Origin of the sequence: Streptomyces sp. P9-A4, assembly GCF_036634195.1 — a bacterium.
GTDB lineage: Bacteria > Actinomycetota > Actinomycetes > Streptomycetales > Streptomycetaceae > Streptomyces.
Map to the genome: position 1 here is coordinate 1,658,875 of NZ_JAZIFY010000001.1, position 14,698 is coordinate 1,673,572.

The window sequence follows — 14,698 nt, forward strand, 5'->3', positions numbered from 1 at the left end:
TGTGCCTGAACACCCAACAACTCAAGGATGCCGGATGCTTCCATCGAGCCTATAGCACGCACATTCGATTTCCGGCGTCCCGGAGACCTCTTCACCCGAACGAGTGGCGACTCCCCGGCTGGCACTAGGGTCGGCGCCATGATCGACCACGAAAGCGACCTCGCCCACGTCCACGAGGCGACCGCACGACTGCTGAACGCCGCCGCTTCCCTTGACAACGCGGCGGTGGCCGAGCCGTCACGGCTGCCCGGCTGGACACGTGGCCATGTGCTCGCCCACGTCGCCCGCAACGCCGACGCCCTCGTGAACGCCCTCAAGGGCCTCCCCATGTACCCCGACGCCGCGACCCGCGACTCCGACATCGAGCGCGACTCCGGCCGCCCGCTCGACGTCCAGCTCGCCGACGTGCGCGCGACCGCGGACCGCTTCGCGGCCGTGGGCGCCGAGCCCGCCGACTGGAGCCGCACGGTCGAGCTCCGCAACGGCGTCACCGACAGCGCCTCCCGCATCCCCTTCCGCCGCTGGGTGGAGGTCGACCTGCACCACGTCGACCTGGGCGTCGGCTACGAGCTGGAGGACCTGCCGGAGGAGTTCGTACAGCGCGAGATCGACTTCCTCACCGAGCGCTTCGCCGGCCTGGAGAGCGTCCCGGAGACCGTCCTGCGGGCCGCCGACGGGCGGGGCTGGACGACCGGCGGTACGTCCGGCGGCGTCGCCGTCATGGGCCCGGCCACCGAGCTGCTCGGCTGGCTCTCCGGGCGCCGTGACGGCTCGGCCCTCACCACCGAGGGCGGCCCGCTGCCGGAGCTCCCCGCGCTGTAGCCCCCGCTGTCACTCCCCGGGGCTAGTCTGAGCCCATGACGTACAGCGGAGTGGTGAAGGTCGGCGGACCTGCGGACGTGCACGAGCTGACGGACCTGATGATCTCGAAGGTCGCGGTCGGCCCGATGGACAACAACGCGTACCTGCTGCGCTGCCGGGCCACCGGCGAGCAGCTGCTGATCGACGCCGCCAACGACGCGGACACGCTCCTCACGCTGATCGGTGACGACGGCATCAAGGCCGTCGTCACCACCCACCGGCACGGCGACCACTGGCAGGCGCTCGCCGAGGTGGTCGCCGCGACCGGCGCAGTGACCTACGCCGGCGCGTACGACGTGGAGGGCATCCCGGTCGCGACCGACGTGTCCGTCGAGGACGGCGACACGGTCCGGGTGGGGCGCGTCGAGCTGACCGCGCGCCGTCTGGTCGGGCACACCCCGGGCTCGATCGCCCTCGTCTACGACGACCCGCACGGCCACCCCCACGTCTTCACCGGCGACTGCCTCTTCCCCGGCGGCGTGGGCAACACCTGGAAGGACCCGGAGGCCTTCGCGAGCCTGATCCACGATGTGGAGACCAAGCTCCTCGCGGTCCTCCCCGACGAGTCCTGGGTCTACCCCGGCCACGGCAAGGACACCACGCTCGGTGACGAGCGCCCGCACCTGCCCGAATGGCGCGCACGCGGCTGGTAGCCGGCCAACGACGGCCGTCCCCCAAGGAGTGGCGGGGCAGGTGTCTCCCGGGGGCAGCCGGTACCGGGAGCAGGCCCTCGCCGTCCGGTTTTCGATCGGCGGCAACCTGCCCCGCCCGCGAGGGTCCGGACAGCCTCCCGCTCTTACGGTGCGATGGCTTTGAGCCAGTCCTCGACGGCGAGGACATCGGCCCACTGCGGGAACAGCTTTTCGGTGAGCATCGTGTGCACCTCGGGGTCGGTGTCGAGGCAGGCATCCGCCAGGACGGTGAGGCCGAAGTCCAGGTCGACGGCGTGCCACAGGGTGGACAGCACGACAGCGCTGGTGGCGATGCCGGTGAGCACAAGGCTGCCGATGTCGCGAGCCCTGAGTACCAGGTCCAGGTCGCTGCCCGAGAACGCGCTCCCCCGCCTCTTGGTCACCACCACGTCGCCCTGCTGGGGCGCGACGTCGTCATGGATCTCGGTGCCAGGGGCACCCTCGGTGAACAGGCCGGCCCGCACGACGTGTGCCATCACTCTGCTGCGAGGACTGACTTCTGGATCGCCCGGCCGTAACCCCATCACTACGTAGATCACGGGGATGCCGGCGACCCGGGCACCGTCGATCGCCCTGCGCAAGCGCGGCAGATATCCGGAACCGTCATCGGCGATGGCCACGACGTCCCGTTGGACGTCCATCACCAGAAGTGCGCTGTTCGCCATGCGTGCCGCCCCTTCTCCATCGGGAAACAAGAGCAAGTCTGGTGGATCGGCCGAGCCGTGATGGAGGTTTCGGAGATCCTCATCAGCGTCGCACGGCAGTGCGCCATGGCAGGTGATGTCGCGCGGGTCCTCGGAAACGCGTGCATACAGCAAGGCGATGGTCCGGATCGCGCGTGCGGGAGTGCTGACCGGCCAGGACCGCATGGGTTCCCCGGCAGCGTGGGCAACACCTGGAAGGACCCGGAGGCCTTCGCGAGCCTGATCCACGATGTGGAGACCAAGCTCTTCGCGGTCCTCCCCGACGAGTCCTGGGTCCACCCCGGCCACGGCAAGGACACCACGCTCGGTGACGAGCACCCGTCGCTCGCGGGGTGGCGCGAGCGCGGCTGGTGACGCCCGGCGCGCGGCCCCGGAGCTGCGCACCTCCGCACGCCCCCGTAACCGGGACGGCGGCGGGGTAGTTGGCGCGACATGCGCCAAAGTCACCCTCCGTCGCCGCCCGGGACCCCGTCGATGGTCCGGCTCGCCGCCGCCTCGCTCGTCGGCACCGCCATCGAGTTCTTCGACTTCTTCGTCTACGGGACCGCCGCCGCCCTCGTCCTGGGGCCGCTCTTCTTCCCGACCTTCTCCCCGCTCGCCGGGACCTTGGCGGCCTTCGGCACCTTCGCCGCCGGTTTCCTGGCCCGTCCGCTGGGCTCGGTCCTCTTCGGTCACATCGGCGACCGGTACGGCCGGCGGCCGGTCCTCTTCGCCTCGCTGCTGCTGACCGGCTGCGCCACGGTCGCGGTCGGCTGTGTCCCCACGTACGCCACGCTCGGCATCGCCGCCCCCGTGCTTCTGCTGCTGCTCCGCTTCCTCCAGGGCCTGGGCCTCGGCGGCGAGTGGGGTGGTGCCGTCCTGCTGACCGCCGAACACGCCCCCGCGCACCGGCGCGCGCTGTGGTCGAGCTTCCCCCAGATCGGCCCGGCGGTCGGCTTCCTGCTTGCGAACGGGGTGATGCTGGCGCTCACCGCAGGACTGAGCGACGCGGAGTTCCGCTCCTGGGGCTGGCGGGTGCCGTTCTGGGCGGCGGGCCTGCTGGCGGCGGCCGGGCTGCTGCTGCGGTCCTCGCTGGCGGAGACCCCGCAGTTCGAGGAGCTGTCCGCGTCCGGCGAACGCGCGGGCGCCCCGCTGGCCGAGGTCGCCCGCGACCACTGGCGGCTCGTCCTGCTCACGGCGGGGGCGCTTGCCGTCGGGTACGCCATCTTCTACACGGTCTCCACCTGGGCTCTGGCGTACGGCACCGAGCACCTCGGGGTGAGCAGCACGGTGATGCTGACCTGTGTGATGGCGGCGGTGGCGATCAAGGGCGCCGCCACCCCCTTCGTGGCGCTGCTGGCCGACCGCTGGGGCCGCCGGCCGCTCTGCCTCGCGGGATGCGCGGCCTCCGCGCTGTGGATGTTCCCGATGGTGGCGCTCCTGTACACGGCGCGACCGCTGCTGATGTTCCTCGGCTTCCTGGGCTCGCTGCTCGCGTTCATCACGATGTTCGCGGTGGTGGCCGCGTATCTGCCGGAGCTGTACGAGCCCCGCGTCCGCTGCACGGGCGCGGCCGTCGGCTACAACCTGGCCGGTGTGCTGGGCGGCGCCCTGACCCCGATCGTCGCGACGACCCTGTCCGACGGCGTCTCCGGTCCGCCCTGGGGGGTCGCGGCCTATCTGACCCTGGTCGCGCTCGTCAGCCTCGGCTGCTTCGCGCTGCTCCCGGAAACCCTTCCGGAGCGCCGGGTCGTGGAGACGAAGGAGACGGCGACGGCCTGAGAGCCGGAACGGCGACGGCCGGCCGGGGGAAGACCCCCGGCCGGCCGTCGCCGTGTGTGCCGCGTCAGGCGCCGATGCTGTCCTTCTCGGCACCGTCGGCGTCGGCCACGCTCTCGGCGGCAGCTCGCTCGGACTGCCTCTTGGAAGCGATCAGGCTGGTGATCGTGGTGACGACCAGGACACCGCCGATGACCGCGAGCGAGAACGGGATGGAGATCTCGGGGACGTGCACCCCGGACTCGTGCAGGGCGTGCAGCACGAGCTTCACGCCGATGAATCCGAGGATCACCGACAGGCCGTAGCTGAGGTGGACCAGCTTCCTGAGCAGGCCGCCGATCAGGAAGTACAGCTGGCGCAGACCCATGAGGGCGAAGGCGTTGGCCGTGAAGACGATGTACGGGTCCTGAGTGAGGCCGAAGATCGCCGGGATGGAGTCGAGGGCGAAGAGGATGTCGGTGGTGCCGATGGCGAGCATGACGACCATCAGCGGGGTCATGATCCGCTTGCCGTTGTTCCGGATGAACAGCTTGGTGCCGTGGTACCGGTCGGCGACGCCGAACTTCTTCTCGACGGTCATGAGGAGACGGTTCTCCTCCCAGTCCTCCTCGTCGTCGTCGGAGCGCGCCTCCTGGATGAGCTTCCAGGCGGTGTAGATCAGGAACGCGCCGAAGATGTAGAAGACCCACGAGAAGCTCGCGATGATCGCGGCGCCGGCGGCGATGAAGATCGCGCGGAGCACCAGGGCGATCAGCACGCCCACGAGCAGCACGCGCTGCTGGAGGTGGGAGGGCACCGAGAACTTCGCCATGATCAGGACGAAGACGAAGAGGTTGTCGACACTCAGCGACTTCTCGGTGATGTAGCCGGCGAAGAACTCGCCGGAGGCCTGGCTGTTGCCGAAGAGCAGCAGGCCGAGCCCGAAGAGCGCGGCGAGCACGATCCAGACGACTGTCCAGATTCCGGCTTCCTTCACCGACACGTCATGGGGTTTGCGCCCGATGAAGAAGTCGGCTCCGATGAGGGCGCCCAGACCGAGAATGGTCAGCACCCACAGGGTCATTGAAACGTCCACTGCGCCTCCGGCGTCGTACGGCTACTGATCAGCGTCGTCGCTGCCGGAGGTCTCTTCCACCCGGCGACGGACGATCACCGCCGGGCCGACGCCCCGGGATCGGATCACCGAGGATCCGTCCGTATTGACGGGTACGCCGCGCATGGGGAGTACTCCCCTCCGCAGGAAGAAGAGTACCCGAAAGACCAAGAGGAGGTAAAGGAATGGGTAAAGGGCCACCAAAAGAGCTGGTCAGAGCCTCTTCTCGGAGCGCGAGGCCGCCACCTGCGCGAGGACTTGCCGCAGGATCCCGCTGCGCGGCGGCAGCATCGGCGGCTCGTACGACCAGGAGTGGCCGACCCAGGGATCGGCGAGATGGTCGTCGGCCACGGGCGTCAGGCGCAGCAGCGAGCGCCACAGCGGGTCGAGCAGCGGCCCGTACGCGGCGGCGTCCTCCCGGTCCGCGACCATCAGGAGGTGGACGCCGACCGAGGGGCCCTCGTCGGCCAGGTACCGCAGCCGGGTCACCGCCCGGTCGTCGAAGCCGTGCGGGAAGTCGTGCACGAGCAGCAGCTGCCTGGACGCGTCCAGGCCCGGCGGCAGGGAGTCGGCGGCGCCGTTCCGCAGGGCCATCTGCAACAGGTCGACCCGCTCGGTGAGCTGCTCGAGGACGGCCGTGACCCCGGCCGCGCCCCGGGCCGGCGGGGCGGCGAGCACCCCCGTCTCCACGAGCGGCGCGAGCGCGGCGGCGCCCGCACCCGCCGCGTCGACGGTATGAAGGGTGAACTGGCCGGCCGGGTGCGCCGCGAGCAGTCGTGCCGCGTGCGCGACGGCGCTGTCCAGCGCGAGCCGCCGCAGCTCGGTCCCGTCGAGAAGGGCGGCGGCCTCGGAACGGCCCCTGCCGCTGTCCACCCACAGCCCGCGCTCCAGCGGCAGCCTGATCAGCATGGGGATGCGCAGATCCGTGCGCTCGGGGAGGTGGAGGTCGCCCAGCCGGACGGCCATGGGCTCCTCGGCCGGGACGCGGTAGGCGTGCCAGACGGGGTTGTCCCAGCGGGCGTAGGCGGGCGGCAGGGCCGGCTCGACGACCTCGGACTCCGCCGCGAGCTGCGCGAGGTCCCGGTCCAGGACCACCCGAGCCCGCTCGACGAGCTCGTCGTGCCGGGCGCGGGCGGCGGACCGCGCGGCGTCGTTCGCGCCGCCGACCCGGGAGCGGTAGTCGGAGAGCGACTGGTCGAGTTCTCGGTCGAGCCGGGATTCGGCGAAGTCGCAGGCGCTGCGGTAGGCGGCGGCGGTCCGGGCCAGATCCTCGAACATGCCCCACACCTGGTTGTACAGGCGCTCGTCCATGGACCAGCCCGAGGCGTCCCCGGCGACGGGCACGGGCGGCGCCTGCCGCGGCTCGGAGGCGGCGGCGGAAGCGGGAGCCGAAGCGGGGGGCGGGGGCGCCTGGCGGCGGGGGTGGGAGTAGTTGATGGGCCCACCGGCGGGCGTACCCATGGCGGGGGTGGGCCCGGGGACGGACACACCCGTGCCGGTCCCCGTCGCCGGAGTGGACGGGGGCGGGGTGGACGGCGGCGGCGGTGCCACCGGCCCGGTCGGCGTCGGCGTCGGCGTCGGCGTCGGCGTCGGCGTCGGCGTCGGCGGGGCCGTGGTCGGCGGCGGGGCGTTGGTGCCCGGCTGGCTCGCCGTCGGCGTCTGCGCGGCCGTCGGGTCCGAGGTGGTCACCGGCGCCGGGTGGCGTACGCGCTCCGCCTCGGGAGCGCGCTGCTGCGGCGCGGCGACCGGGACGGCGCCGGGCATCGCCGTCTCCAGGATGGCCGCGGCCAGCTCGGCGGGGCGCTCCAGGCCCTGGTCGCCGAGGAGCGCGGCCAGCCCGCCCTCGTACCCCTGGCCCATGGCTCGGACCTTCCAGGTGCCCTGGCGCCGGTACAGCTCCAGGGCGACGACGGCGGACTCGCGGTCGAGGCCGGTGATGGTGTAGCTGGCGACGTCCGTGCCGTCGGGGCCGGCGACGGCGACGAAGGGCGCGGCGACGGTTCCGAACCGGGTGGCGGCGATGGGCAGCGCGAGGAGGACCGAGACGCGGTGGACCGCCTCGGGGACGGCCGCCAGATCGACGGTGAGGCGGTGGTCGGCGGCGGTCCTTCCGGGGACGTCGACGCCGGGGAGCGAGGGCGAGCCGGGGTGCGCGATCCACTCCATGCCGGGGACCCGGCCCCGCTCGTCGCCGAGGGTGGCGCCGGCGAGGACGGGATGACCGGCCGACACCCGGATCTCCAGTCGGGTGTCGGGCAGGGGGTGGTTCTGTCCCCGGACCAGCTCGGCCGTCATCGGCTCTGTCCCCTCAGCGTTGCTCGGCTCGGTTGGAGCACTTCGTCTGGTTCATGCGGGACAGCTCCCGGGGGCGTCTGCCGCCTCCGGGAGCTGTGGGTGTCCGCCGCGCGGGCCTGCTTACAGGTGCGGCAGGATCGACGGCATCAGGTCCTGGAAGGTGCGGCCGTTGGCCGGGTTGCCCAGGGCGGTCATCTGCCAGCCGGTACCGACGCGGTGCACCTTCGCCATGATCTGCGCGGTGTAGTTGCCGCCGCCGTCGAGGGTGTAGCGCGCGAGCTCCTGGCCGTTCGTCTCGTCGACGATGCGGCAGAACGCGTTCTGCACCTCCTGGAACGTCTGGCCGGTGAAGGAGTTCACCGTGAAGACGATCTGGTCGATGTGGACCGGGACCCGCTCCAGGTCGACGAGGATCGCCTCGTCGTCGCCGCCCTGGCCGGCGCCGCCCACGAGGTTGTCACCGGTGTGCTTGACCGAGCCGTCGTCGCTGACCAGGTGGCGGAAGAACACCACGTCGACCGGCTGCTTCTCGGCGAAGAGGACGGCCGAGGCGTCCAGGTCGATCTCCCGGGTGCGCGAGCCGAAGAGACCGCGGCGCGGCGCGGCCTGCCAACCGAGGCCCATCCGCACCTGGGTGAGGTTGCCCCCGCCCTTCTTCTCCAGGCTGATGGCCTGACCCTTGGTCATGTTGACCGACACGCGTCTGCCCCTCTCGTTGGCGTTCCCCGCGACCGCTGTTCCCGTGCGTGCGGTTGTCCAGCACACTACGCAGCGCCACTGACAGCGCGGAGGCGCGGTCCGGTTTTGTGTCGGTCTTGCAACACATCGGACCGCCCGTCCTTCGGCGCCCGTCCCCGCCCGGTCAGGCGAGTCCGGCCTCCTTCATCTGGCGCAGTTCCTTCTTCAGCTCCCCCACCTCGTCGCGGAGCCTGGCAGCCACCTCGAACTGCAGGTCGGCGGCGGCGGCGCGCATCCGGTCGGTCATCTCCTCGATGATCGAGGCGAGTTCGGCGGCGGGCCGGTCGCCGAGGTCCAGCGTCGTTCCGGCCTTGCCGGCCTTGCCCTTGGTCCTGCCCTTGGTGCCGTGCGCGGCGAGCGCGGGGACGGGTGCCTTGGCGCCCTTGCCCTCCTTGCCCTGGCGGTAGCCCGAGCCGAGCAGTTCCTCGGTGTCGATCTCCTCGCGCGCGATGGTCGCGACGATGTCGTTGATCTTCTTGCGGAGCGGCTGCGGGTCGATGCCGTGCTCCGTGTTGTACGCGATCTGCTTCTCGCGGCGGCGGTTGGTCTCGTCGATGGCCTGCTCCATCGCGGGGGTGATCCGGTCCGCGTACATGTGGACCTGTCCGGAGACGTTTCGGGCGGCGCGGCCGATCGTCTGGATCAGGGAGGTCCCGGAGCGCAGGAAGCCCTGCTTGTCGGCGTCGAGGATGGCGACGAGGGACACCTCGGGCAGGTCGAGGCCCTCGCGGAGGAGGTTGATGCCGACCAGGACGTCGTACTCTCCGGCGCGCAGCTCGCGCAGCAGCTCGATGCGGCGGAGGGTGTCGACGTCGCTGTGCAGGTAGCGCACCTGGATGCCGAGCTCCAGGAAGTAGTCGGTGAGGTCCTCGGACATCTTCTTGGTGAGGGTGGTGACGAGGACCCGCTCGTCGCGCTCGGTGCGCAGCCGGATCTCGTGGACCAGGTCGTCGATCTGGCCCTCGGTGGGCTTGACGACGACCTCGGGGTCGACGAGGCCGGTGGGGCGGATGATCTGCTCGACGAAGCCGTCGCCGCGGGACAGTTCGTACGTGCCCGGGGTCGCGGAGAGATAGACGGTCTGGCCGATCCGCTCCTGGAACTCCTCCCACTTCAGCGGGCGGTTGTCGAGCGCGGACGGAAGCCGGAAGCCGTGGTCGACGAGGGTCCGCTTGCGGGAGGCGTCACCCTCGTACATGGCGCCGATCTGCGGCACGGTCACGTGCGACTCGTCGATGACGAGCAGGAAGTCCTCGGGGAAGTAGTCGATGAGGGTGTTGGGGGCGGAGCCGGGCTCGCGGCCGTCGAAGTGCATCGAGTAGTTCTCGATGCCGGAGCAGGAACCGATCTGCCGCATCATCTCGATGTCGTACGTGGTCCGCATGCGCAGGCGCTGGGACTCCAGGTGCTTGCCCTGCTTGTCGAGTTCGGCGAGGCGCACCTCCAGCTCCCGCTCGATGTCGTTGACCGCGCGCTCCATGCGCTCGGGGCCCGCGACGTAGTGGCTGGCGGGGAACACGTACAGCTCGCGGTCCTCGCTGATGATCTCGCCGGTGAGCGGGTGGAGGGTGGAGAGGGCCTCGATCTCGTCGCCGAACATCTCGATGCGGACGGCGAGCTCCTCGTACACCGGGAAGATCTCGATGGTGTCGCCGCGGACGCGGAAGGTGCCTCGGGTGAACGCCAGGTCGTTGCGCGTGTACTGGATGTCGACGAAGCGGCGCAGCAGCTGGTCGCGGTCGATCTCCTCGCCGACCTTGAGCGGGACCATCCGGTCGACGTACTCCTGGGGCGTGCCGAGGCCGTAGATGCAGGAGACGGAGGCGACCACGATGACGTCCCTGCGGGTGAGCAGGGAGTTCGTCGCGGAGTGGCGGAGCCGCTCCACCTCCTCGTTGATGGAGGAGTCCTTCTCGATGTACGTGTCCGACTGCGGGACGTACGCCTCGGGCTGGTAGTAGTCGTAGTACGAGACGAAGTACTCCACCGCGTTGTTCGGGAGGAGCTCCCGGAACTCGTTCGCCAGCTGGGCGGCCAGCGTCTTGTTCGGCGCCATCACCAGGGTGGGGCGCTGGAGCTTCTCGATCATCCAGGCGGTGGTGGCCGACTTGCCGGTACCGGTGGCGCCGAGGAGCACGACGTCCTTCTCGCCCGCGCGGATACGCCGCTCCAGGTCGGCGATGGCCGCCGGCTGGTCACCGCTGGGCTGGTACTCGCTGACGACCTCGAAGGGCGCCACCGAACGTTCGATCTTGGAAACGGGCCGCATGGAACCACCGTACGACCCGGCACTGACAGTCGGGTGCTGATCACCAGTCCTGGGAGCGGTGGCCACCCCGGGGGGCGGCTCTGCGGGCGCCTCGGGCACCGGGGCGGGCCGTCCGGTTCGCGGGCTCGCCGTACGACGGCACATGGCGCGGGGCGGGCACGCCCGGCCGGTGCACGGCCCGGGGGGACCCCTGCCAGTCGGGGTCGCCCATCACCAGGAGCGGGTCGAACATGACGACGACGGCGGCGAGGATGAGGAAGACCGCCGGGCCGATCAGCATCGGCAGGAGCAGCGAGCCGGCGTTGTCGCCGGTGGAGGTCGAGGCCGTGGTGCCGTGCAGGTGGACGCTGACCGCGGCCATGGCGGTGTAGTGCATACCACTGACGGCGACGCCCATCACCAGGCTCGCACCGAGGCTGGCCAGAAACCCATGGATGGACACGGCCGCCCAGAGGGCCGCGGTGGCGGCCACGACGGCGATCACTACGGACAGGGCGACGGTGAGGGTGTCGTACTCGATACGGCCCTGGAGACGCATCCCGGCCATGCCCAGGTAGTGCATGGTGGCGACGCCGAGGCCGGTGATGGTGCCGCCGGTGACCAGGGTGAGCGCGGTCGCGCCCCGGTAGCCGACGATGAAGATGCCGATGCCGACCATGAGGACGGCGACGCCCAGGCTGGCGAAGGTGATGGGGCGGTCGTAGTCGATGGGCGCCTGCTGGACGGAGAAGCCCATCATCGCGATGAAGTGCATGGTCCAGATGCCGGTGCCGATCGAGGTGGCGCCGAGGGCGAGCCAGCCCGCCTTGAAGCTGTCGCGGTGGCGGAGCGACCTCGTGGTGCACCTCAGTCCGAGGGCGCCGCCGAGGCAGGCCATGAGAAAGGCGGCCACCGGCGTGACGAGCCCGTAGCTGAATCCGTCGACCGTGCCCTGCATGAGCGTGTGCCCTCCACCCCTGGTGCAACGTCGTCCGAAAACAGTCGGTACCGCTGGGTAGTGCTACCGGGGCGAGATTATGGCGCGCCGGGGGCCCCGCGCCCACGTGCCCGGGGATTTGGCGGTCGCGAGACCGGAGCGAGACCGGTCCGTGATCTTGGAGGCGGCCCCTGGGCCGTTTCCGACCGGGTTGTCGGTGGCGGGTCGTACCGTGGGCGGCATGGACATCGAAGCGGGGGCGACGGGCGACGGGCGTGCCGTGCCGGTGGAGTGGACGGTCATGGAGAGCGGCATCGGGCCGCTGTTCCTCGCGGCCACCGAGCGGGGGCTCGTGCGGGTCGAGTTCCACGCCGACGCGGCGCGGCGCGAGCGGATGCTCGCCCGCCTGGCGGGCCGGCTCGGCGCGGAGCCGGTGGAGCGCGCCTCGGGACTGCTCGCGGGGGCGATACGCAGGCTCGACCGGTACTTCGAGGGCGAGCCGGGCGACATCGGCCTGCCGCTGGACTGGAGCCTCTCGGCCGGGTTCAACCGGCAGGTGCTGCGCGAGCTGGCGGCGACCGTCCCGTACGGCACGGTCGTCGGGTACGGGGAGCTGGCCGGACGCGTGGGGCAGCCGGGGGCGGCGCAGGCGGTGGGAGCGGCGATGGGTTCCAACCCGCTGCCGGTGGTGGTGCCGTGCCACCGGGTGGTGGAGAGCGACGGCGGTCTCGGCGGGTTCGGGGGCGGCCTGGAGACCAAGCGGCAGCTGCTGGCACTGGAGGGGGTACTGCCGGAACCGCTGTTCTGACGGGGGGCGGTCGCCGTGGGACGGGGGGCGTCCGGGCTCTCGGAGAGGGGTGGCCGGGCCCGTCGCGGACAGGTGGCGTGGCCGTCGGGGACAGGTGGCGGACCCGTCGCGGGCCGGTGGCGTGCCTGCCCCGGACAGGTGGCGGACCCGTCGCGGGCCGGTGACCAGTCCGTACGAGATGGGTGGCCGTTCCCATGAGATGGGACGGCTGGCACACTCACGTAAGTGACCAACACCCCCGATGCCCCTGACTCGACCCTGCCCGCGCCCCTTGCCCTCCCCGTCGACGAGGCCGAGCTTCCGACGCTGCGGCGGCGCATCCAGGCCGTGCTGATCGCCACCCAGATCCTCGGCGGCCTCGGCATCGCCACCGGTGTCGCGCTCGCCGCCGTCCTCGCCAGGGACGTCAGCGGCTCCGAGGCGCTGTCCGGGCTCGCGTCCACGGCGACCGTGGCCGGTCCCGCGCTGCTCGCCATGCCGCTGGCCTCCCTGATGGCCACGCGGGGGCGCCGGGCCGGGCTGGTCCTCGCGTATCTGATCGGGGCGCTCGGCGCCGGTGTCGCGGTGCTCGGGGCCGTCGCGGACAGCTTCCCCCTGCTGCTCCTCGGGCTCGTCTGCTTCGGCGCCGGTTCCTCCGCGAACCTCGCGGCCCGGTTCGCCGCCGCCGACCTCGCCGAACCGGACCGCAGGGCCAGGGCCATCTCCACGGTCGTGTGGGCGACCACGATCGGCGCGGTGCTCGGCCCGAACATCGCCGCGCCCGCCGGGCGGAGCGTCTCGGGCCTGGGCATACCGGCCACGGCGGGCCCGTTCGTCTGGGCCGCCGGTGTCTTCGTGATCGCGGCGGTCGTCGTGGCCGTCCTGCTGCGCCCCGACCCGCTCCTGACCGCGCGGGCGCTGGCCGACGCCCGGACGCCGGGCGAGGCGGCGGAGGACCGCTCCCTGAAGGCCGGGATGCGGGCCGTGCGGGAGTCCCCCCGGGCCCGCCTCGCCCTGGTCACCGTCGCCGGTTCGCACACCGCCATGGTGTCGATCATGTCGATGACCCCGGTGGCGCTCACCCACCACGGTGCGGACATCCAGCTGATCGGGCTCGTGATCAGCGGACACATCGCGGGCATGTACGCCTTCTCGCCGCTGATGGGCTGGCTGTCCGACCGGCTGGGAAGGCTGTCGGTGATCGGGCTCGCGGTCGGGCTCATCGGCGCGGCGGCGCTGATCGCGGGCACGGCGGGAGCCAGCCACGGCCGGACCGCCCTGGGCCTCTTCGTGCTGGGCCTGGGCTGGTCGGCGGGGCTGGTGTCCGGCTCGGCGCTGCTCACGGACTCGGTGCCGCAGGCCGCGCGGGCGGCGGTCCAGGGCGTCTCCGACTTCGTGATGAACACCGCCGCCGGTGTCGGCGGTCTCGCGGCCGGCCTGATCGTCTCCCAGCTGGGCTACGGCCCGCTCAACGCCATCGCCGCCCTTCTTCTGCTGCCGATGGCGGCGCTGGCGATCCGCGGCTCGCTGCGGAAGACCGTCTGACGCGGAGGCGGTCTTCCGCCGGGCTCCGCGGGAACCCAAGCGGTCAGTTCGTCACCGTCGGGGAGGAGGCGCCGCGGGCCAGTCGGCGCGGGGCTCCCGTCCCGTCGGCCGGCACCGACCACACGTCTCCCCCGTACCCGTACGCGAGGGTCTCCCGGTCCGTCCACAGCGCCTGGTCGTCGATGCCGTGCGGCTCGGCGACCGCGTGTTCGCGCCCGGTGGCCAGGTCGTACACGTACAGCCGCCACGGCTCGCTCGGGCCGTCGGACACCCGCTTCTTGAAGGCGATCCTGGTGCCGTCCGGGGAGAGCGACGGGCATTCGACGTTCTCGCGGAGGGTCCGGGCCGACCAGTTCCGCATGTCCCCCTCGACGAGGTGGGTACGGCCGCCGGTCGCGACGGTGGCGTAGAAGCGGTTGTCGTCGGCGGCGAAGCTGACGCCCCAGTAGTTGACGTCGGGGGCGTGGTAGCGGCGCCCGCCGAGGGTGAGCGGGAGCTGCTCGATGTTCTTGACCAGATAGCCGGTGCGCAGGTCGAGGATCGAGGTGCGGGTGGAGAACGCCGAGCGGGCGTAGGAGTCGCCGGTGGCGAACATCGTCCAGGCCAGCATGTTCCCCGAGGCGGAGACCCGGGCCCGGCTGGGGATGCCCGGCAGCCCGATCCGGCGCACCTCGCGCAGCCGCCGGTCGAGCACCAGGGCGTACGAGCGGGCCGGCACGCCCGGCCTGCGCTGGAGGCAGAGCGCGGTGCCGCCGGCCGCGTGGAAGCGGTCGCAGGCGGGGCCGCCCGCCACCCGCCCGCCGGGTGCGGCCGGGTCCACGCGCGCGACGCGCCCGCTCGCGGTGTCCCGGGCGTAGAGCGTGCCGGCGCCGCCGTCGAGGGTGAAGCCGGGATCGGCGGTGCCGGTGGCCGCGGCCTCGCGTCCGGAGGCCGCGCGGAGGGTGTAGGCGGTGGCTCCGCCGCCGAGCAGCAGCAGCGCGAGGACGATGATCCACGCGCGCGTACGGGTGGACGGGCGGGCGCCGGTCAGTGCGGGCATG

The 14,698-nt window shown here is 71.9% G+C and carries 12 protein-coding genes and 1 pseudogene; 6 read left to right on the forward strand and 7 right to left on the reverse strand.

Translation table 11 applies throughout. The features are described 5' to 3' along the window. Window positions 1-138: 138 nt before the first annotated feature. Together V4Y03_RS07450 and V4Y03_RS07455 are read left to right on the forward strand one after the other, a co-directional pair. Window positions 139-822, forward strand: coding sequence for a maleylpyruvate isomerase family mycothiol-dependent enzyme (locus V4Y03_RS07450; RefSeq protein WP_317876506.1), 684 nt, complete (start codon window positions 139-141; stop codon window positions 820-822). A 35-nt stretch (window positions 823-857) separates the two neighbouring features. Next, complete coding sequence (locus V4Y03_RS07455; RefSeq protein ID WP_317876505.1) at window positions 858-1,514, forward strand: MBL fold metallo-hydrolase; 657 nt, start codon at window positions 858-860, stop codon at window positions 1,512-1,514. A gap of 143 nt (window positions 1,515-1,657) precedes the next feature. Here the strand turns inward: V4Y03_RS07455 and V4Y03_RS07460 are convergent, their stop codons facing one another. Continuing rightward, the gene (locus tag V4Y03_RS07460) at window positions 1,658-2,218 is read right to left on the reverse strand and encodes a cysteine hydrolase family protein (RefSeq protein ID WP_332434399.1); all 561 of its coding nucleotides are present in this window, start codon (window positions 2,216-2,218) and stop codon (window positions 1,658-1,660) included. Window positions 2,219-2,425: 207 nt separating this feature from the next. Here V4Y03_RS07460 and V4Y03_RS07465 point away from each other — a divergent pair. Together V4Y03_RS07465 and V4Y03_RS07470 are read left to right on the forward strand one after the other, a co-directional pair. Continuing rightward, window positions 2,426-2,611, forward strand: a pseudogene (locus tag V4Y03_RS07465) (MBL fold metallo-hydrolase); the annotation flags it as partial. Window positions 2,612-2,731: 120 nt separating this feature from the next. Beyond that, window positions 2,732-4,018, forward strand: coding sequence for an MFS transporter (locus V4Y03_RS07470; protein WP_332434400.1), 1,287 nt, complete (start codon window positions 2,732-2,734; stop codon window positions 4,016-4,018). 64 nt (window positions 4,019-4,082) lie between these two features. Here V4Y03_RS07470 and V4Y03_RS07475 read toward each other — a convergent pair whose 3' ends face one another. The 5 genes from V4Y03_RS07475 to V4Y03_RS07495 form a co-directional block, all read right to left on the reverse strand. Next, window positions 4,083-5,090 carry a TerC/Alx family metal homeostasis membrane protein gene (locus tag V4Y03_RS07475; protein WP_332434401.1) on the reverse strand — a complete coding sequence of 336 codons (1,008 nt, stop codon included), beginning with the start codon at window positions 5,088-5,090 and terminating at the stop codon, window positions 4,083-4,085. 231 nt (window positions 5,091-5,321) lie between these two features. Next, complete coding sequence (locus V4Y03_RS07480) at window positions 5,322-7,403, reverse strand: TerD family protein (RefSeq protein ID WP_332434402.1); 2,082 nt, start codon at window positions 7,401-7,403, stop codon at window positions 5,322-5,324. Window positions 7,404-7,523: 120 nt separating this feature from the next. Beyond that, window positions 7,524-8,102 (reverse strand): TerD family protein, encoded by a 579-nt coding sequence (locus tag V4Y03_RS07485; protein WP_317877610.1) that lies wholly within the window; start codon window positions 8,100-8,102, stop codon window positions 7,524-7,526. A gap of 163 nt (window positions 8,103-8,265) precedes the next feature. Next, window positions 8,266-10,410: an excinuclease ABC subunit UvrB gene (uvrB, locus tag V4Y03_RS07490; RefSeq protein WP_332434403.1), complete on the reverse strand. Its 2,145-nt coding sequence runs from the start codon at window positions 10,408-10,410 to the stop codon at window positions 8,266-8,268. 40 nt (window positions 10,411-10,450) lie between these two features. Further along, window positions 10,451-11,347 carry an MHYT domain-containing protein gene (locus V4Y03_RS07495; RefSeq protein ID WP_332434404.1) on the reverse strand — a complete coding sequence of 299 codons (897 nt, stop codon included), beginning with the start codon at window positions 11,345-11,347 and terminating at the stop codon, window positions 10,451-10,453. Window positions 11,348-11,567: 220 nt separating this feature from the next. Here V4Y03_RS07495 and V4Y03_RS07500 point away from each other — a divergent pair, with 220 nt between their 5' ends. Both V4Y03_RS07500 and V4Y03_RS07505 read left to right on the forward strand, forming a co-directional pair. After that, window positions 11,568-12,134 carry a methylated-DNA--[protein]-cysteine S-methyltransferase gene (locus V4Y03_RS07500; RefSeq protein ID WP_332434405.1) on the forward strand — a complete coding sequence of 189 codons (567 nt, stop codon included), beginning with the start codon at window positions 11,568-11,570 and terminating at the stop codon, window positions 12,132-12,134. A 225-nt stretch (window positions 12,135-12,359) separates the two neighbouring features. After that, on the forward strand, window positions 12,360-13,658 hold the full coding sequence (locus V4Y03_RS07505; RefSeq protein WP_332434406.1) for an MFS transporter: 1,299 nt from the start codon (window positions 12,360-12,362) through the stop codon (window positions 13,656-13,658). 43 nt (window positions 13,659-13,701) lie between these two features. Here the strand turns inward: V4Y03_RS07505 and V4Y03_RS07510 are convergent, their stop codons facing one another. Further along, the gene (locus tag V4Y03_RS07510; RefSeq protein WP_332434407.1) at window positions 13,702-14,697 is read right to left on the reverse strand and encodes a hypothetical protein; all 996 of its coding nucleotides are present in this window, start codon (window positions 14,695-14,697) and stop codon (window positions 13,702-13,704) included. Window position 14,698: the final 1 nt, after the last annotated feature.